Raw genomic sequence first — 20,263 nt, 5'->3', positions numbered from 1 at the left:
ATAGATAAATAACAAATAATAACGCCTTATTTTACTTAATTATTCGAGAGAATAATCAAGATGAAAATGTGGATAATAGAATAGATCTCGCTATTCTTATTATAAGATTATATCAAGGTAGTTATGGGATATGACTACCGAGATATTAAAGGTCGCCAAGCGTTACCTATATTTAGAATAACAATTTATAAATTTAATAATTAACCGCGCATTTGTGCAGATTAACCCAGGTACCTCTATGAACATTAATCAACTGAAAAGCTTTGTTGAAGTCGTGAAAAATAATTTCAACATTACTAATGCGGCTGAAAAACTTTATACCTCACAACCGACAATCAGTAAGCAACTAAAAATATTAGAAGATGAATTAAGTGTGTCGCTGTTTGTGCGTAAAAATAATAATTTATTAGCATTAAGTCCGATGGGTAAAGAGGTCCATAAAATTGCTTGTGATATTCTTGGGCAAGTTGACCGAATTAAAAGCATTGTGGCTGAAGAAGATCGTAATAAAAAAGTCGATTTACATATTGCGACAACGCATACGCAAATTCGTTATTCATTGCCGAATGTGATTGACCACTTTCGTCGCTATTACCCCAATATTTCTCTACACTTTCATCAAGGCGCACCGGCTCAATTAGCAGAGATGGTTAAAAATGGCGATGTCGATTTTGCGATTGCCACAGAATCTATGCACCTTTATGAAGATCTCATTACCTTACCTTGTTATCGCTGGACTCGTAGTTTATTAGTCCCTTATGACCATCCTCTTGCTTTATTGAAAGACGATGAGCAGGTTACTATTGAGCAGATGGCAGAGTATCCGTTGATTACTTATGTTTTTGGTTTTACAAGAGGATCTAAATTAGACAAGGTATTTTATAAAAATAATCTTAAGCCAAAAGTGGCTTTAACCGCGACGGATACAGAGATTATTAAATACTATGTTAAGCGACATTTAGGCATCGGTGTTATTGCGGCAGCTTCTTATGATGAGACTGAAGATGGTGGCGCATTAAAATGTCTTAATATCGATCATTTAGTGCAACCGAGTTATACCCATATCTGTGTCAGTAAACATACTCATATGAAAGATTATATGCATGAGTTTATTTCTCTTTATGCGCCACATATTGATAGAAATATTATTCAGATGCCAGAGCAGTGGGAAACTCAATGGCACAGTAAAGAGATATACCAAGGATTACCTGATTTACGCTCAGTAAATGTGAATAATAGCGTTGCAGAATAGACATCAGAATAAAAAAGCCCGTTCTTGCGGGGGCAATGAACGGGCTTAGGCAGAACAAGAGAAAGATTAGCGAGTCAGAATATTTACAAAAATCTGAGCACCCACTAATAAACAATCATCATCAACAAAATAAGGATTAGCGTGTAGGTAGTTATTAATCCCTTTCGCTTGATTACCACTTCCTAAGAAGAACATGGCACCGACTTTACCTTTTGTGGCGTTAACCATATAGCTAAAGTCTTCACTGCCTGTCATTGGTTTACCATTCGATTCAATATTCTCTTCTGGTAAGAATTTACGCATCGCATCTAATAAACGCTGATGTGCAGTTGGGTGATTCACAACCGCTGGGTATCCGCTATAGCTTAATGTAGTTTTAAATCCACCAGCTGTACTGCGTGCAACGATTTCATCAAAACTTGCTTTTAGTACTTGGTCGGTATTTTCATCCATAGAACGGATAGTACCGCGAGCTTGTACGTGATCAGCTAATGCATTAGGGATTGTTCCCCCATTGATCATGCCACAACCAAATACCGCAGGGCTAAATGGATCTGTTTTTTTCGCAACCACATAATCCATATAATCAATTAAGCGAGTCGCTTCACGAATGGCATCTAAACCTTTGTGCGGTGTTGAACCATGTGCAGAAACACCATAAACATCTAATGTCCATGCAGAGCCATAAGATGACATCACGCCATCATTAAAGCGAACACAACCTGTTTCGATAGCGGCATCATTATGAAGTGCGTATGTTTCATCAACGCCTTCCATACAACCCATTTCCACCATTTTTTCAGCGCCAGGTACACGCATATCTTCTTCCGCCATTTGGAAAATAAAGCGGACGTTTGACGTCATTTCTTCTTTATTTTCGGCAAGATATTTAGCACTGGTTAATGCCATGGTCATATGGGTATCGTGACCACAGTTATGCGCACAACCTTGGTGAATTGAGCTGTGTTCGTTATTGGTTAAGTCTGGCATTTCTAATCCGTCCATATCAGCACGGATAGCAATTAATGGAAATTCAGAATTAACAATTAAGTCTGCTGTGAAACCAGTATATCCATCAAAAGTTTTAATTTGATAACCAAAACTTTCCATTAATTCACGACAGTATTTAGATGTTTTATATTCTTCACCTGATAGCTCAGGTATTTTGTGCAGGTCTTGTCGTGTTTTTTTACTAAAGTCATTTAATTGAAAGAGTTTTTCACTGACATTATAAATATTATTCATTAGATAACTCCCTGGATAGTAAATCCAATTTGCGCGACGATTGATGCTCCAAAGAAACAACAAGTTGAAACAATCATGAAAATAAGAATAACCTTCCATGACATTTTCTTAAGTTCTTCTAATTGACCACCAACAGATAAACCCGCAAATGCTAATAAAGGAACACAACAAGATAAGAAAGAAACTTTACCAATAGAACTAATAAAGAAATCTCTTACCGGAGTTTCGGGTAAACAAATAAGTATCCCGATAATTGTTGCATAAGCAAATGTGGGTAAAGATGAAGGTAAATAATGTTTTGCAACGAGTGAAATAAATACCACTAATGACATAGCAATAAAGCTATCCCACATTGCATAAAGAGCGATCCCTGATGTTAACGTCTGAGTAAACATTGCCAGTAAAATAGCAACGAATACAAATTTCATATCAATAATTATATTTTTCATGCAGTTTTGCCTCTGGTGAAAATTTTATAAATTTTTTCTGAAAGAGGTAAACCTAAATAGGTTAATGACAGTGCGCCTAGTGCTGAAGATAATAAGTTAGATGCAGCGGCAACACTTAATACTTGCTGTGCTAAAGCTTCATCAAGACCATTAATTAATGCACCTGATGCAGCACTTAACATTGAACCTGAACCTACGCCAGAGCCTGCTGCAAGAGCAAGTGGATGTAATCCAGTTAATGGTGCAATACTACCTAATACGCTAAACCATAAAGTACCGATAACAGAACCACATAAATAAATGGCTAATACACCAATATATTCTTGAGAGCCTGTACCAAATTTACCTTGAATAACAGCGATAGACGGTTCACGGCTAATAGATGAACAAGCACCAATTGCACGACGACCAAATCCAAATTTAATGGCTAATGGAACCGCAATTAATACTGGTAATAAGTTACCGAGTTCCTGAACAAATAAAGGAATACCGACACTTAAAATCATTTTAATATTAGGAACAATCATTCCTGCATATTGCGTACCTAAAATAAGCAGGCTGAAACCTACCATTTTACCGCAGAAGCCTTCTTCTTTTTCTGTGAATAATTTACCCCATACTTTAATTTTTTTACGGGTAAATCCAGCAGATATACACATACCAATAATTACAGCAAATAGCATTGGTAAAATAGGTATTACCGCAATGCCAATCTTAATTTCTTTTTTACCAATGACATATTGTGAAATAAAAATTAAGAAAAGGACTGCCAGAATACTAATAAAGAAAACCTTTATCGGACTTCTACTTTTGTCCATCCGTTAATCTCCGTTGAAAAATAATCAGGCTTTATTCTAGAGGACAAAAAGCAAAAGGTAGCGTGACCAATGTCATGTTTATTTCATACCTCTTTTTCATGGTGCATGAAATAATACAATGGTGATAAATTTATTAACAAATGGGGGGAAGTTAAATTTTTTAATAAAGACAGTGAGTAAGGCTGAAATGAGTCAGCTTAATTGTTAATAAAAATGTGAAGAGAAAAATCATTATTAAAAATAATTTTAATTATTAAAATAATCCTATAAGAAGGCGTTGTCTATAATTTAATAAATAATAATACGTTATTAATGAGATATATTCTTATTTGGTGCGGTTATTATAAATTTAATGAATGTATTTGGAAGTGATATTTTATTTTTTGTATTTTTGGTGGCTGATTTTATCTCCACCGTGACATTATAGTGATTGGTGTTATTCTTTATATTTGAGTTAGTAAGATAATTTTCTCTGCAAGCTGATGAGGAAGAGAAACAGAATATGAGAAGGAGATAAGTGTCGCTCGCAGAGGCGTAATTCACCCAAAACAGAGGAAAAACATCACCATGAGTAAGCAAACAGTTGCAACCTATATTGCTAAAGTACTCCATAATGCAGGTGTAAAACGTATTTGGGGCGTAACAGGCGATTCTCTCAATGGATTAAGTGATAGCTTGCGAAAGATGGGAACGATTGAGTGGATGGGAACCCGCCATGAAGAAGTCGCGGCGTTTGCCGCAGGAGCAGAAGCGGCAGTTAATGGTCAATTAGCGGTTTGCGCTGGCTCTTGTGGGCCAGGAAATTTACATCTTATCAATGGGCTTTTTGATTGCCATCGTAATCATGTTCCTGTGTTAGCTATTGCTGCGCATATTCCTTCCGCTGAAATTGGTAGCAATTATTTTCAAGAAACACATCCTCAAGAACTTTTCCGCGAATGCAGCCATTACTGTGAATTAGTCTCAAACCCAGAGCAGATCCCTCAAGTGCTTGCTATTGCAATGCGAACCGCTATTTTGAAAAAAGGGGTTGCAGTAGTTGTTTTACCAGGAGATGTTGCACTAAAACCAGCCCCAGAAGATGCCTCAGAGAATTGGTATCCTTTACAACAACCGCTTATCATGCCAAACCGTTTTGAAATTGAAAAACTGTCTGATGCACTCAATAATGCAAAAAATATCACCTTAATGTGTGGTGCTGGTTGTGCGCTTGCGCATGATGAAGTGATTAAACTTGCTCAAACCTTAAAAGCGCCGATTGTTCATGCATTGCGTGGTAAAGAGTATATTGAGTGGGATAATCCCTACAGTGTAGGAATGACCGGATTAATCGGGTTTTCATCGGGTTATCATGCGATGGAAAATGCCGATACAGTTGTTTTATTAGGAACACAATTCCCTTATCGTGCATTTTATCCATCAAAAGCCAATATTATTCAAATCGATATTAATCCTAGTAGTCTCGGTTCGCATTGTCATGTTGATATGGCGATGATTGGCGATATTAAAGCTACACTAAATGCGATACAGCCTCGTTTAAAAGAGAAAACAGACACGACTCATCTTGATGCTTCATTAAAACATTATGCGAAAGCACGACAAGATCTGGATGCACTTGCACAACCTAGTGAGCGTGAACTTATTCATCCACAATATTTAGCGCGTCGATTAAGTGAACTTGCAAATGATGATGCTATTTTTACCTGTGATGTAGGAACGCCAACAGTGTGGGCAGCGCGTTATGTTGGAATGAATGGAAAACGTCGTTTGCTGGGATCGTTTAATCATGGCTCTATGGCAAATGCGATGGCTCAAGCCATTGGTGCACAGGCGTTAGATAGAAAGCGCCAAGTTGTGGCAATGTGTGGTGATGGTGGATTTACCATGTTAATGGGTGATTTTATCTCATTAGCTCAAATGAATTTACCCGTCAAAGTGATTATTTTTAATAACAGTGTATTAGGCTTTGTCGCGATGGAGATGAAAGCGGGTGGTTATTTAACTGATGGTACGGATTTACATAATCCAGATTTTGCCGCTATTGCGAATGCATCTGGTATCAAGGGTATTCGAGTAGAAAAAGGTGAAGATCTCGATAATGCGCTAAAAGAGGCTTTTGAACATGATGGTCCTGTGATTGTGGATGTGGTAACCGCAAAACAAGAGCTTTCAATGCCTCCTGAAGTGAAGTTTGAACAAGCAAAAGGGTTTAGCCTGTATATGATGAAAGCGATTATTAATGGTCGAGGCGATGAAATTGTTCAACTCGCCAAAACAAATTGGTTACGCTAGCTATTAAGTCAGACTGAAGATAAATAACCCTATCAACATCAATCGATAGGGTTATTTTTTTATTATAGGGTTTTCTCTGTTAAACAGAAGTTTTCAATTAATTGCCCCATTAATTCACGAGTCGGCTCAATAAATGCCATATCAATAAATTCATCAGGTTGATGTGCTTGTTCAATAGAACCTGGGCCTAAAACTAAAGTAGGGCAGAGATCTTGAATAAACGGCGCTTCAGTACAGTAATTCACGGTTTGCGCTTTCTCACCTAATAGTTTTTCGATCACGGCAACCATTTTATGATCGGTTGGGCACTCATAACCCGGAATAGGATCGTGTAACGCTTCAACGCTTAAACGACCCGGCCAACGTGCTTTGACTGGCGCTAATGTTTCGTGAAGTAAATCATCCAAGTCTTGCAGCGTTAATCCCGGTAATGGGCGAATATCCATATGCAATTCACAGCAAGCACAAATTCTATTTGCTGCATCACCGCCATTAATATAACCAAAGTTCATTGTTGGATAAGGGATAACAAACGCGGGGTTGTTATAGCGAGTTTTTAACGTATCGCGCAGTGTACTCAGGTGAGTAATCGATTCATGCATCAGTTCTATTGCATTCACCCCTTTTTCTGGATCACTAGAATGCCCTGATTGCCCTGTAATACGTATTGCATTCGATAAATGTCCTTTATGAGCACGAATAGGTTTTAGCGATGTAGGTTCGCCAATAATGGCAAAATCAGGGCGAATTGCTGTATGAGCGGCAAAATAACGTGCCCCTACCATAGAGGTTTCTTCATCTGCGGTGGCAAGAATATAGAGAGGGTGAGCTAGCGTCTTAGTATTTACATCCCGCAATGCATCGAGAATAAAGGCAAAAAAGCCTTTCATATCGGCAGTACCTAAGCCGTATAACTTATTTTCTTTCTCTGTCAGTGTAAAAGGATCTTGCGTCCAACGGCCTTCATCAAACGGTACTGTGTCAGTGTGACCACAGAGTAATAACCCACCTTTACCTGATCCTAATGTTGCCAAAAGGTTAAATTTACCGCGCGTTTCGGGCACGGGTTGGATCTCAATTGAAAAACCTAATGTTTCCAGCCAATTAGCAAGTAAATTAATCAGTGCTTCGTTGCTTTGGTCGTTTTTAGCATCTGTTGCACTGATCGAAGGTGTTGCAATTAATTGACGATAAATCTCAATAAATGTAGGTAATTTAATATTCACTGTTGACAGCCTTTCTTCATAATAGTATCAATATTCATGCACTTTTTTTGAATAAAAATACATTAATCGGTTTGTGTTCATAGTACAAGGTAAGAATGACATGTTAAATACTCTGATTGTAGGAGCAAGTGGTTACACTGGCGCTGAATTAGCCGCCTATCTTCAGCAGCATCCTCATGTGAATTTGAGCAGACTGATGGTATCAGCTCAAAGTGCAGATGCAGGAAAGTGCTTTTCTGAACTTCATCCACAATATCGTGGTTTAGTGGATCTCCCACTCGAACCAATGGTTGATGTTGCTAAAGCTGCTGAAAATATTGATATCGTTTTTCTAGCAACAGCTCATGAAGTTAGCCATGACATCGCCCCTGTCTTTTTAGAGCAAGGTTGTGTGGTATTCGACTTGTCTGGTGCTTATCGAGTACAAAACAAGCATTTTTATCAACAATACTATGGATTTGAGCATAAGAATACTGATTGGTTATCACAGGCAGTTTATGGGCTGGCTGAATGGAATGCTGACATTATTAGTCAGGCGCAATTAATTGCGGTGCCAGGTTGTTATCCAACAGTCTCTCAGTTGTCACTAAAACCGTTAGTGGAAGCGGGACTTTTAGATACAGCACAGTGGCCTGTGATTAATGCGACTAGCGGTGTGAGTGGTGCAGGTAGAAAAGCCTCTTTAACCAGCAGCTTTTGTGAAGTGAGTTTGCAACCTTATGGTGTGTTTACGCATCGTCATCAACCTGAAATTGCAACACATCTGGGTATTGATGTGATTTTTACACCTCATTTAGGCAATTTTGCCAGAGGGATCTTAGCCACTATCACCTGTAAGTTAAAAGCAGGTGTGACACAAGAAGATGTAAGACAAGTCTTTGAAGATGCTTATCAAGATAAACCATTAGTGCGTGTTTATGAAAAAGGATTACCTGCATTAAAAGCCGTTGTAGGAACCGCATTTTGTGATATCGGATTTGCTCAACAAGGTGAACATCTGATTGTGGTCGGTGTTGAAGATAACTTGTTGAAAGGGGCTGCTGCACAAGCGGTGCAATGTATGAACATTCGGTTTGGTTTCGCTGAAACCGAATCACTTATTTAAATAATGAGTAGGGAAGTTTCATGGAACCATTAATTATCAAACTGGGTGGTGTGCTCCTTGATAATGAAGAAGCGTTAACGCGGTTTTTCACTGCATTACAACAGTATCGTTCAACGCATTTTCGTCCGTTAGTCATCGTACATGGTGGTGGCTGTTTAGTGGATGAGTTGATGGGTAAATTGCAATTACCTGTGGTGAAAAAGCAGGGGCTTCGTGTCACACCCGCTGATCAGATAGACATCATCACAGGGGCACTTGCCGGAAGCGCCAATAAAACCTTGTTATCGTGGGCAACTAAGTTTGGGCTTAATGGTGTGGGGCTTTCTTTGGGTGATGGACAATTATCTAAAGTTACTCAAATCAATGAAGAGTTAGGCCATGTAGGAAATGCAAACCCCGGCTCTCCTGATTTACTCAATTTATTATTGGGGGCTGGCTATCTACCTATTATCAGTTCTATTGGTATGACTGAAAAAGGTGAGCTGATGAATGTGAATGCTGACCAAGCGGCAACGGCTATTGCTGAAACATTAGGCGCTGATTTAGTTCTACTTTCCGATGTTAGTGGCATTTTAGATGGTAAAGGCCAGAAGATTGCCGAGATGTCAGCAGAAAAAGCACAGGTATTAATCGACCAAGGCATTATCACTGACGGCATGATAGTGAAAGTTAACGCGGCATTAGAAGCGGCTAAAACACTAGGCCGGCCTGTTGAAATTGCAAGTTGGCGTCATGCCGAAAAACTGACAGCACTATTTAATGGTGTTGCAGTTGGAACCCGGATTTTAGCTTAAAAATCACTCTAGAAATATTATCGCTGTTTACTCGTTGGCAGAATTTAAACAAATTGGGAATTGAAGGTTATCACTATGACTAAAGGCATAAAAAAAATCGTACTGGCATACTCTGGTGGATTGGATACTTCGGCAATCATTCCGTGGCTAAAAGAACATTATGATAATTGTGAAGTTGTTGCATTTGTCGCTGATGTGGGACAAAGCCGTGATGATTTAGTGGGTGTTGAGCAAAAGGCGTTAGCATCAGGCGCTTCTGAATGTCATATCATCGATTTACGCGAAGAATTTATCAAAGACTACGTTTACCCAGTATTAAAAACAGGTGCGTTATATGAAGGCAGCTACTTATTAGGTACTTCAATGGCACGTCCTGTTATTGCTAAAGCACAGGTCGAACTAGCCTTAAAATTAGGCGCTGATGCTGTTGCTCATGGCGCAACGGGTAAAGGTAACGATCAGGTTCGTTTTGAAAGTACTTATGCGGCACTTGCTCCGCAACTTAAAGTGGTCGCGCCTTGGAGAGAGTGGGATTTGCGTTCTCGTGAAGCGTTACTGGATTATCTGAAAGTTCGTAATATTCCAACCACAGCAACGCTTGAGAAAATTTATAGCCGTGACGAAAACGCATGGCATATCTCAACAGAAGGTGGCGTATTAGAAAGCCCGTGGAATGCTTCAAACGAAGATTGTTGGGCATGGACGGTTGATCCGAAGAAAGCACCAGAAACACCAGAACTCGTTACTGTCACTGTAAAAGCAGGTGAAGTTGTTGCCGTCAACGGTAAAACACAATCACCTTTTGAATGTTTAGACACCCTAAATGCACTGGGCGTTAAACATGGTATCGGACGTATTGATATTGTTGAAAACCGTTTAGTGGGAATGAAATCTCGTGGCTGCTATGAAACTCCGGGGGGCACGATCATGATGGCGGCTCTGCGTGGTGTTGAGCAACTTGTGCTTGATAGAGATGCTTTTAAATGGCGTCAGCAATTAGGTTTAGAGATGTCTTATGTGGCGTATGACGGTCGTTGGTTCACGCCAATTCGTGCTTCACTGCAAGCCGCTGCAGAATCACTGGCAAATGATGTTAATGGTGAAGTGGTTTTAGAGCTTTATAAAGGTCATGTTAATGCTATCCAGAAGAAATCAGATAACAGTCTGTATTCTGAAGAATTTGCGACCTTTGGTGAAGATGAAGTTTACGATCACAGCCATGCTGAAGGGTTTATTCGTTTATATTCTTTACCATCACGTATTCGTGCATTGAGCAAGAAATAAGGTTAGACAATAGAGTGATGCTATATATAGAAGGCATCACTCTCACTCTTTTATTACACAGAATAAATACAGGAAGCGATTATGGCACTCTGGGGTGGACGTTTTAGTCAGGAAGCTGATCAACGGTTTAAACAATTCAATGATTCACTGCGGTTTGATTTTCGACTGGCACAACAGGATATCTTTGGCTCAGTTGCTTGGTCTAAAGCGTTAGTCACAGTTGGCGTATTGTCGCAAGATGAACAAGCTCAACTTGAGCAAGCTTTAAATGAATTATCCGAAGAAGTAACAGCAAACCCGCAGTCTATTTTGCAAAGTGATGCAGAAGACATTCATAGCTGGGTTGAAAGTAAACTTATTGCCAAAGTGGGTGATTTAGGTAAAAAATTACATACGGGTCGTAGCCGTAATGATCAGGTCGCAACAGACTTAAAATTATGGTGTAAAGAAGAAGTTATTCATCTTCGCCAAGCCATTGTTGAGCTACAAAAAGCCTTAGTTATCACCGCAGAACAAAATCAAAATGCGGTGATGCCAGGTTATACCCATTTACAGCGTGCTCAGCCAGTCACTTTTGCACATTGGTGTTTAGCATACAATGAAATGCTAGCCAGAGACGAAAGTCGCCTAGCAGATGCGTTAAAACGTTTGGATGTTAGTCCATTGGGATGTGGTGCGCTAGCAGGTACGGCTTATGATATCGATCGTGAACAATTAGCAGGATGGCTGGGATTTGCGAGTGCAACCAATAATAGTTTAGATAGTGTATCCGATCGTGATCATGTCTTAGAGCTATTATCCTCTGCGGCTATTGGTATGGTGCATTTATCGCGTTTTGCAGAAGATCTTATTTTCTTTAATAGTGGTGAAGCGGGTTTTATTGAATTATCAGACAAAGTGACTTCTGGTTCATCATTAATGCCACAAAAGAAAAACCCAGATGCACTTGAGCTTATCCGCGGGAAATGTGGACGAGTGCAAGGTGCATTAACTGGCATGATGATGACCTTAAAAGGTCTGCCTCTCGCTTACAATAAAGATATGCAAGAAGATAAAGAAGGGCTGTTTGACGCTATCGATACATGGTCTGATTGTTTGCACATGGCAACGCTTGTTCTTGATGGGCTTCAAATCCGTCGCTCTCGTTGTGAAGAAGCCGCGAAACAAGGTTATGCTAACGCCACTGAACTTGCTGATTATCTTGTTGCTAAAGGTGTGCCATTTCGTGAAGCTCACCATATTGTGGGTGAAGTGGTGGTTTGCGCCATTGAGCAAGGTAAAGCGATTGAAGAACTCTCTCTTTCTGAATTACAGATGTTTAATAGTAAAATTATGATTGATGTGTACGATATTTTATCGCTTCAATCTTGTTTAGATAAACGTCTTGCAAAAGGTGGTGTTTCTCAAAAACAGGTCGCTTATGCGATAGTAAAAGCCAAATCAGTTTTAAATATGGATAAATAAGCAAAGAGCTTATTTAAGACAACTTACTGTTATTCAAAAAGAACAGGGTGAATTTCACTCTGTTCTTTTATTTTAAATTGCCGATAATATCTATATTCATTTTGAATTCTTTATAGTATGAAGTAATTCGTTTTTTGAGTTGTTTATTTAGAAAATATCGAAAAAGAGAGACAGAATAACATTCGACTGATAGAAAAATTTATCAGTTACTATATTATCTATAGACATTAACTATCAGCAATAAATGTAGGATCTGCAATGAATATCCGTGACTTGGAATATCTGGTGGCTCTAGCTGAGCATAAACATTTTCGTCGTGCGGCAGATTCTTGCCATGTGAGTCAGCCAACATTAAGTGGTCAAATTCGTAAACTTGAAGATGAACTCGGTGTAATGTTACTTGAAAGAACGAGCCGTAAGGTTTTGTTTACTCAACAAGGCTTATTGCTGGTGGATCAAGCGAAAACCGTTTTACGTGAAGTCAAAGTGCTACAAGAAATGGCTTCATTGCAAGGCGAAAGTATGGCAGGACCTTTACATATTGGGCTTATCCCTACTGTTGGCCCTTATTTATTGCCTCATATCATTCCTGAATTACATAAAAACTATCCTAAGTTAGAGATGTATCTTCATGAAGCACAAACTCATAGCTTATTAGCTCAATTAGATAGCGGAAAACTCGATTGTGCCATTTTGGCAATGGTAAAAGAGAGTGCACCGTTTATTGAAGTACCTCTATTTGAAGAGCCAATGAAATTAGCAATTTATGAAGGACACCCATGGCATGAACGTGGATCTGTGCCAATGGGCGACTTAGCGGGTCAGCGTTTATTAATGTTAGAAGATGGGCACTGTTTACGTGATCAAGCGTTAGGGTTCTGCTTCCAAGCAGGTGCAAAAGAAGACACTCACTTTAGAGCAACGAGCTTAGAAACATTGCGTAATATGGTCGCTGCCGGTAGTGGAATAACCTTATTACCTGATTTATCGGTACCTCAAGAACAAAAACGTGATGGGGTTTGTTATCTAGAATGTACTGATCCCAATCCATCACGTTCTATTATTTTGGTTTATCGTCCCGGATCGCCTTTGCGTAATCGTTATGAACAGTTAGCAGAGACAATCCGTGAACATATGACCGTATTTTATGCAGAAAAACAAAACGCATTAAAATAAGCGGTTTAAACCATTAAGTGCGGCAACACGATAGGCTTCTGCCATTGTTGGATAGTTGAAGGTAGTATTAACGAAATACTCGATAGTATTGCCTTCACCTTTTTGCTCCATAATCGCTTGACCGATATGAATAATTTCAGCGGCACGCTCACCGAAGCAGTGAATACCTAAAATTTGTTTGGTTTCACGGTGAAAGAGAATTTTCAAACTCCCTACATTCATACCTGCAATTTGTGCTCTTGCCAGATGTTTAAATTGAGAACGTCCCACTTCATAAGGAATTTTCATTGCAGTGAGTTGTTGCTCTGTTTTACCAACAGAACTAATTTCAGGAATGGTGTAGATCCCGGTTGGAATATCTTCAATTAAATGTGTTTCTGATTTTCCAGTTGTAATTGCTAAAGCTGCAATTCGGCCTTGATCATAAGCAGCTGAAGCTAAACTTGGATAACCAATGACATCACCAACTGCATAAATGTGCTCACAACTGGTTTGGTAATGTGCATTAACAGAAACTTGCCCACGACTGTCTGTTTTAATACCAACGTTTTCTAAGCCCAGAGTGTCAGTATTTCCTGTTCGACCATTCGCATAAAGTAGACAATCTGCTTTGACTTTTTTACCTGATTTTAGATGTACAATAACACCATCATCGACACCCTCAATGCTTTCATATTCTTCATTATGACGAATAACAATGCCGTTATTCCAGAAGTGATAAGAAAGGGCATCAGACATCTCTTGATCAAGGAAAGACAATAGATGATCACGAGTATTAATTAAATCTACTTTTACTCTTAATCCTCTAAATATAGAGGCATATTCACAACCAATGACACCAGCACCATAAATAATGACATGGTGAGGCTCATGCTCTAAATCGAGAATAGTGTCACTGTTATAAATGCGAGAATGAGAGAAATTGACATCTGGCGGGCAATATGGGCGTGAGCCTGTTGCAATAATAAAACTATCAGCTGAAAGAATATCGCAAGTACCATCAGGATAACGTACGCTGATCCGGTGCTCATCAATAAATGCAGCTTCACCCGAATACATCGTACAATTATTACGCTCGTAAAAACCTTGACGCATTTTAGTCTGCTGATTAATTACGGTACTGGCTTGGCGAAGTATTTGAGAGAAAGAAGAGTTAATAAGACGAGATTGGTCGCTGTAAAGCGGGTTTTGATTAAATTCGATAATACGACTTACTGCATGACGTAGGGCTTTTGAAGGAATAGTTCCCCAGTGAGTACAGCCCCCACCGACTTTGTTATAACGTTCTATAACAGCGACGCGCTTTCCTTGTTTAACAAGCCCCATGGCCGCGCCTTCACCACCAGGACCTGAACCGATCACAATTGCATCGAAATGAGAATGTTGCATAGGAAGAGACCTGTTTTATACAAACCGACAACGCTATATTAACATTACAATGAATAATAGCCCAACGGACATTAAGGGCATTAGTCACACTTTGTTGAGTTTTTATGAGAATGTGTCTTGATAGATGATTGTACGCACTGCTTTTTTAACAAAGTTTGATATATTGAGTATAAACCAAATTAGGATTATCAGGATTTCTGTGAGTAATAATATTGGCATTAGAGCTAAACAAAAAGAAAAAACCCGTCGCTCTTTAATTGAAGCTGCTTTTAGCCAACTCAGTGCCGAGCGTAGCTTTACAAGTCTAAGTTTACGAGAAGTGGCTAGAGAAGCTGGCATTGCACCCACCTCATTTTATCGTCATTTTAAAGATGTTGATGAACTTGGGCTTACCATGGTTGATGAAAGTGGATTGATGTTACGTCAATTGATGCGCCAAGCTCGTCAACGCATTGCAAAAGGTGGCAGTGTTATCAGAACATCAGTAGCAACTTTTATGGAATTCATTGGTAATAATCCTAATGCGTTTCGATTATTACTTCGTGAACGTTCAGGGACTTCAGCTGAGTTTCGTGCGGCTGTCGCACGAGAGATCCAACATTTTATTGCAGAACTGGCAGACTATCTTGAGCAAGAGAGCCATATGCCACGTTATTTTACAGAAATGCAATCTGAAGCAATGGTCACTATTGTATTTAGTGCAGGCGCAGAAGCACTGGATATCGATATTGAAAAGCGTCAACAATTAGAAGAAAGATTAGTTATACAACTGCGAATGATTGCTAAAGGTGCCTATTATTGGTATCGACGTGAGCAAGAAACGCACATACCTCTACAAGATAACCCAGAGATAAAGAAAAAAACGCATCAGAAAGGAGACAAATGATGGAACAAAATCGCTGTGAAAAAAGCACGCTATTACTTGCCACAGTCATTGGTGTCGCTTTACATGGTACTTATTCAAGTCTTTTTAACCCGTTTATTGAGTCGTGGTCAGTTTTCCCACTCATCAGTTTAATCTTGGCAGTTTACTGTTTATATCAGCGCTATTTAAATCAACCCATGACTGATGGTATGCCTAAGCTGATTTTTTCATTCTTTTTATTAGGCTTATTTGGTTATAACGCTTACACCAGAACCGTTAACCCTGAATGGGGTTCAAATTTCTTCTCTTCAGTTTGTATCGTTATCGTTGCGTTGTGGATTTATCGCCAGTTCAAACAGCGTCAACGCCTACGTATACAGGCAGAAGAAGCTGAAAAAGCATCACAAGCAGAACAGTACTAGTCTGTACTTATCTCTTTGTTGTAAACACAGCGAAATTTTGACACCAGCAAGTTATCTTGCTGGTGTTTTTGTTTTTATGCGGGTTATTGAAGCATTTTTAACTATAACAAACAAAATAAGAGGTTATCTTTTTTCTAATAACACACCACATTCCATATGATGGGTATAAGGGAATTGATCAAACAATGCTAATTTGCTGATTTTATGTGTTTTAATTAGAGTTTCTAGATTTTCGCATAGTGTTTCTGGATTACAAGAAATGTATAAAATGCTAGGGTAAGTTTTAACCAACTCTACAGTTTTCTCATCTAAACCACTACGAGGTGGGTCAACAAAAATGGTTTCACACTGGTAATCTTTTAAATTAATCCCTTCTAAACGTTTAAATTCTCTTACACCATTCATAGCTTGCGTAAAATCTTCCGCTGACATACGAATAATTTTTACATTATCAATGTGATTCATTGCAATATTGTATTGCGCTGCATGCACAGACGGCTTTGCAATTTCTGTTGCGAGTACTCGTTCAAAATTACGTGCAAGCGCTAATGAAAAGTTACCGTTACCGCAATACAGTTCAAGAAGATCGCCTTTTGCATTCTCCGTTGCCATTAATGCCCATTCCAACATCTTAATATTGACCTGTGCATTAGGTTGCGTGAAGCTATTTTCAACTTGGCGATAAATCATCTCTTTACCCGCGACAGGTAGTACTTCATCAATAAAATCGTTATCAAGCATAATTTTCGTTTTATATGCACGACCAATTAATTGAACATCAAAACCTTGAGCAATTAATGATTGGCGTAATGCCATTGCTTCTTGTTGCCAGATTTCATCAATTTTCTTGTGATAAAGCAGGGAGACAATAATTTTATTACTCAACGTAGAAAGATAATCAATTTGAAACAGTTTCTTTCTGAGTGTCGGTTTGTCTTTTATTTCTGCCAACAAGGCAACCATCATTTTATTAATAAGTTGGCTGGCAACCGGAAATTGGTCAACACGAATGCGCTGCTTAGTCTCTTGGTCAAACATAATATGATAGAGAGAATCTTCTTCATGCCAGATACGGAATTCCGCACGCATACGATAATGCTGTTCTGGTGATGAAAAAACCTCTGCTTCAGGCGCATTAAAAGGAGCCATCATTGTTTGTAGACGTTGTGTTTTTTCATTCAGTTGAGACTGATATGTTTGCGTTGGTAATGAATTCTGCATGGTATCTCGCCTTTTTTTGGCAGTAATAAAGTTAAGCGAGCGAAATTGTAGAGATCCTCATGAAGATGTCCAGTATTCTTCATGTTCAATTTCTGGACTCAGTGGATTTGAAATCGTAGCATAGTTATTCGGTCTCCTAATAGGAGTGAAAAGGGAATCTGGTGCAAAGCCAGAACTGACGCGCAGCGGTAATAGGCTCAAGGATAATAAAAGACACTGCAAAGCACTTATATAAGTGCAGTGGGAAGTCATTATCTTAAAGATATAAATTTGTTTCTTTAACCTAAAGTCCGAAGACCTGCCGAAGACCTGTCGCATCTTAAATTAAATACGCGCTTTATTTAATTTTGGCGGCATCCTGCTACTTATTTTGTTGGATGCAGATTATTCATGAATAATAAAAATGTTTTTTTCATTTCGAGTGTGGCTTTGAGTGTTATGGCGGGCAGTTTTAATGTATTTGCAAATAACAGCGATACGTTAAGCGTGACAGCAAATCGTTTTCAAGAACCCTCATCTTCTATTTTAGCGCCAATTACGGTTGTTGAACGTGAACAAATTGATCGTTGGCAGAGTAATAGTGTTATTGATGTATTACGCAGAATGCCGGGTATTGATGTGGGGCAAAACGGAGGAATAGGACAGATGAGCTCTATTTATGTTCGTGGAGCTGAATCTCGTCATGTTCTTATTTTAGTGGATGGTGTGCGTTTAAATCAGGCTAATGTGTCTGGTAGCTCTGATATTAGCCAAATTCCCCTTTCTCTTGTTCAACGTATTGAATATATAAGAGGGCCTCGTTCTTCTATTTATGGTTCAGATGCGATTGGTGGCGTGATTAATATCCTCACAGAAAGAAAAACGGAAGGAGGAACACTTAACGCCACAATGGGTTCTCATGGCTATCAAGAATATGATGGCTCTGTAAAACAGAAAGTCGGGGATAGAACGACATTAACCGCAGCAGGCAGTTATCTCTATACCAAAGGTTATGATGTAGAAGCGAATGGAAATACTGCTGGACATCCACAACCTGATCGCGATGGCTTTATGAATAAGTCACTATGGTTAGGGGTTAATCACGATATTAACGATGATGTTTCTTTATATGCACGTGCTTATGGTTTTGATAATCGCACGGCTTATGATGCTTATTATGACAGTTATAACGATATCTTAACGGATACAAGAGCACTATTTAGTCGCACCTATGATGGCGGCGTGAAGTTCCACCGTGATAACTACTCTTCTTCTTTAAATACTAGCTATAACTACACCAAAGATTATGACTATGATCCTCGTTATGGTCGCTATGGTAAAGGAAGCCGTTTTACCAATTCTGAACAATATAATGTGCAGTGGGGAAATCACCTTTTGTTAGGGAATGGCAGTATTGGTGGTGGTGTTGATTGGCAACGTCAATCTATTAAAGCCGGCTCTAATGGATTTCCTAATAAAGAACACTTCGACAATACGGGCTTATATCTAACAGGACAACAAAAGCTAGGTGAGATTATCGCTGAAGCTTCAGTGCGTTCTGATAAACACTCGGAATATGGCTGGCACACGACTTGGCAAACTAACCTAGGTTGGGAATTTGTTGAGGGTTATCGTGTGATTGGTGGTTATGGTACGGCATTTAAAGCACCCACATTGACGCAACTTTATAGTGAGTGGGGAAGTAATCCAGACTTACAACCTGAAAAGAGTAAGCAGTGGGAAGGGGGTCTTGAAGGATTAACAGGGCCTTTAGAGTGGCGATTAACTGCGTATCGTAATGATGTGAATTCTTTGATCCAAGGTGAATCGAGTTACCCATACCGTAATTACAATGTTGGTAAGGCCTTAATTAAAGGTGTGGAATTTACGGGTGAAATGGATACGTGGATTTTTCATCACACCTTTAACCTTCAATATATAGATGCAAGAAATAAAGAAACGCATCAACGTCTTGATCGTCGTGCTCGTCAACAACTGAAATATCAACTTGATTGGCAAGTCGAGAAACTCGATATGGGGGTAACTTACCAATATATCGGTCAACGGACAGATAAAGATTATGGGACTTATGAGAATGTTTCTTTAGGTGGTGTGAGTATTTGGGATTTAACTGCTTCATATCCTATTACATCACATCTCTCAATTCGTGGTAGAATAGCCAACCTGTTTGATAAAGATTATGAGACAGCTTATGGCTATCGCACGCCAGGACGTGAATACTTCCTTACAGGAAGCTACAACTTCTGATGCACAACTTACCGCTAACCCTACTGTATTGGTTTTCGATTCAGGGGTTGGCGGTTTATCTGTTTATCGTGAGATCCGTGAAAAACTACCGGATGCTCACTATATCTATGTTTTCGATAATGAAGCTTTCCCCTATGGTGAGAAATCACAAGACTTTATTATTGACCGTGTTGTTCAAATAGTTAGCGCGGTTGCTGAAAAACATGATCTCGCCACCATTGTTATTGCGTGTAATACAGCAAGCACAGTGAGCCTCCCTGCTTTACGTGCCAAATTTACTGATATTCCTATTGTAGGCGTTGTGCCAGCTATTAAACCGGCAGCTAAATTAACGTGTAATGGCGTGGTTGGATTATTAGCAACAAGAGCAACAGTTAAACGTCCTTATACCCATGAACTTATTGAACGCTTTGCGACTGATTGCAAGGTTCACTCTTTAGGTTCTGCTGAGCTGGTGGAATTAGCTGAGAGAAAACTTCATGGTGAAGCCGTTTCTTTGGATGAGCTTCGTAAAATCCTTACACCTTGGCTAAAAATGAAAGAGCCACCTGATACTGTGGTATTAGGTTGTACTCATTTCCCTTTATTAGCTGATGAACTTCTTTCTGTTTTACCTGATGGCACACGAATTATCGATTCTGGTGCTGCAATTGCACGAAGAACTGCGTGGTTGGTCGTAAATCAAGCGAAAATAAAAGGTTCAAATGAGATTAGCTTCGCTTATTGTTTAAAAGAAGATGAGAATAGCGAATTATTAAAACCTGTTTTAGCGGGTTTTGGCTTTGAATCGCTCAGAAAACTGGCGCTTTAAGTGCAATTTGATTGAAAATTCAACGGTCAGTAAAAAAACTCAAAAAAAGTGTTGCCAGCTTCACAAAACTCCCTATAATGCGCCCTCGTTGTCACGGCAAACCACGCTAAGTGAGTTAGCCAAGAGAACGAAGAAAAAAAGTGAAAAGCCTTGAAAATAAACGCTTGACACTGAATGAGGAAGATGTAGAATGCACCTCCTCG

Annotated in this window: 17 protein-coding genes and 1 riboswitch; of the genes, 11 read left to right on the top strand and 6 right to left on the bottom strand. The window is 39.2% G+C overall.

What is annotated here, in order from left to right; all coding sequences use genetic code 11:
- Positions 1-238: 238 nt before the first annotated feature.
- Positions 239-1,252 carry a LysR substrate-binding domain-containing protein gene (locus tag CBE70_RS00105; protein ID WP_100157713.1) on the top strand — a complete coding sequence of 338 codons (1,014 nt, stop codon included), beginning with the start codon at positions 239-241 and terminating at the stop codon, positions 1,250-1,252.
- A gap of 66 nt (positions 1,253-1,318) precedes the next feature.
- Here CBE70_RS00105 and CBE70_RS00100 read toward each other — a convergent pair whose 3' ends face one another.
- From CBE70_RS00100 to CBE70_RS00090, 3 genes are read right to left on the bottom strand one after another with little or no spacing between them, the layout of a single operon-like run.
- Positions 1,319-2,497: a M20 metallopeptidase family protein gene (locus tag CBE70_RS00100; protein WP_100157712.1), complete on the bottom strand. Its 1,179-nt coding sequence runs from the start codon at positions 2,495-2,497 to the stop codon at positions 1,319-1,321.
- Positions 2,497-2,946 carry a hypothetical protein gene (locus CBE70_RS00095; protein WP_006534124.1) on the bottom strand — a complete coding sequence of 150 codons (450 nt, stop codon included), beginning with the start codon at positions 2,944-2,946 and terminating at the stop codon, positions 2,497-2,499. Before CBE70_RS00095 ends, CBE70_RS00100 begins: the two co-directional genes overlap by 1 nt.
- The gene (locus CBE70_RS00090; RefSeq protein ID WP_023583450.1) at positions 2,943-3,764 is read right to left on the bottom strand and encodes a DUF3100 domain-containing protein; all 822 of its coding nucleotides are present in this window, start codon (positions 3,762-3,764) and stop codon (positions 2,943-2,945) included. The genes CBE70_RS00095 and CBE70_RS00090 overlap by 4 nt, the downstream gene beginning before the upstream one ends.
- 567 nt (positions 3,765-4,331) lie before the next feature.
- Between CBE70_RS00090 and poxB the strand changes: the two genes are divergently transcribed.
- Entirely contained in the window at positions 4,332-6,056 is a 1,725-nt protein-coding gene (gene poxB / locus CBE70_RS00085; RefSeq protein ID WP_100157711.1) for a ubiquinone-dependent pyruvate dehydrogenase, read from the top strand.
- Between the two features lie 62 nt (positions 6,057-6,118).
- On the opposite strand, the gene argE is transcribed toward poxB, so the two are convergent.
- Entirely contained in the window at positions 6,119-7,282 is a 1,164-nt protein-coding gene (argE, locus tag CBE70_RS00080; RefSeq protein ID WP_100157710.1) for an acetylornithine deacetylase, read from the bottom strand.
- A 100-nt stretch (positions 7,283-7,382) separates the two neighbouring features.
- On the opposite strand from argE, the gene argC reads away from it, so the two are divergent.
- The 5 genes from argC to oxyR all read left to right on the top strand — a co-directional run bounded on the left by argC (position 7,383) and on the right by oxyR (position 13,105).
- Entirely contained in the window at positions 7,383-8,387 is a 1,005-nt protein-coding gene (gene argC / locus CBE70_RS00075) for an N-acetyl-gamma-glutamyl-phosphate reductase (protein WP_075672976.1), read from the top strand.
- Positions 8,388-8,407: 20 nt separating this feature from the next.
- Complete coding sequence (argB, locus tag CBE70_RS00070; protein WP_100157709.1) at positions 8,408-9,181, top strand: acetylglutamate kinase; 774 nt, start codon at positions 8,408-8,410, stop codon at positions 9,179-9,181.
- 75 nt (positions 9,182-9,256) lie between these two features.
- Positions 9,257-10,465, top strand: a complete 1,209-nt coding sequence (locus tag CBE70_RS00065; RefSeq protein WP_100157708.1) for an argininosuccinate synthase — start codon at positions 9,257-9,259, stop codon at positions 10,463-10,465.
- 81 nt (positions 10,466-10,546) lie between these two features.
- The gene (argH, locus tag CBE70_RS00060) at positions 10,547-11,929 is read left to right on the top strand and encodes an argininosuccinate lyase (protein ID WP_100157707.1); all 1,383 of its coding nucleotides are present in this window, start codon (positions 10,547-10,549) and stop codon (positions 11,927-11,929) included.
- A gap of 258 nt (positions 11,930-12,187) precedes the next feature.
- A complete protein-coding gene (gene oxyR, locus CBE70_RS00055) occupies positions 12,188-13,105 on the top strand; it encodes a DNA-binding transcriptional regulator OxyR (RefSeq protein WP_100157706.1) in 918 nt (305 codons plus the stop codon).
- Here the strand turns inward: oxyR and sthA are convergent.
- Positions 13,097-14,494 (bottom strand): Si-specific NAD(P)(+) transhydrogenase, encoded by a 1,398-nt coding sequence (gene sthA / locus CBE70_RS00050; protein ID WP_100157705.1) that lies wholly within the window; start codon positions 14,492-14,494, stop codon positions 13,097-13,099. The genes oxyR and sthA overlap by 9 nt on opposite strands.
- 199 nt (positions 14,495-14,693) lie before the next feature.
- Here sthA and fabR point away from each other — a divergent pair, with 199 nt between their 5' ends.
- Entirely contained in the window at positions 14,694-15,380 is a 687-nt protein-coding gene (gene fabR, locus CBE70_RS00045) for an HTH-type transcriptional repressor FabR (protein WP_100157704.1), read from the top strand.
- Positions 15,380-15,781, top strand: coding sequence for a YijD family membrane protein (locus CBE70_RS00040; RefSeq protein ID WP_036914589.1), 402 nt, complete (start codon positions 15,380-15,382; stop codon positions 15,779-15,781). The genes fabR and CBE70_RS00040 overlap by 1 nt, the downstream gene beginning before the upstream one ends.
- A gap of 123 nt (positions 15,782-15,904) precedes the next feature.
- On the opposite strand, the gene trmA is transcribed toward CBE70_RS00040, so the two are convergent.
- Entirely contained in the window at positions 15,905-17,002 is a 1,098-nt protein-coding gene (trmA, locus tag CBE70_RS00035) for a tRNA (uridine(54)-C5)-methyltransferase TrmA (RefSeq protein ID WP_100157703.1), read from the bottom strand.
- A 112-nt stretch (positions 17,003-17,114) separates the two neighbouring features.
- Positions 17,115-17,322, top strand: a riboswitch (cobalamin riboswitch).
- A 70-nt stretch (positions 17,323-17,392) separates the two neighbouring features.
- On the opposite strand from trmA, the gene btuB reads away from it, so the two are divergent.
- Positions 17,393-19,249 carry a TonB-dependent vitamin B12 receptor BtuB gene (gene btuB, locus CBE70_RS00030; RefSeq protein WP_100157702.1) on the top strand — a complete coding sequence of 619 codons (1,857 nt, stop codon included), beginning with the start codon at positions 17,393-17,395 and terminating at the stop codon, positions 19,247-19,249.
- Positions 19,194-20,060: a glutamate racemase gene (gene murI / locus CBE70_RS00025; RefSeq protein WP_100157701.1), complete on the top strand. Its 867-nt coding sequence runs from the start codon at positions 19,194-19,196 to the stop codon at positions 20,058-20,060. The genes btuB and murI overlap by 56 nt, the downstream gene beginning before the upstream one ends.
- Positions 20,061-20,263 lie beyond the last annotated feature (203 nt).

Origin of the sequence: Proteus columbae, assembly GCF_002777965.1 — a bacterium.
GTDB lineage: Bacteria > Pseudomonadota > Gammaproteobacteria > Enterobacterales > Enterobacteriaceae > Proteus > Proteus columbae.
The sequence above is the reverse complement of the archived record's forward strand: the minus strand, read 5'-3'. Positions and strand labels throughout refer to the sequence as shown.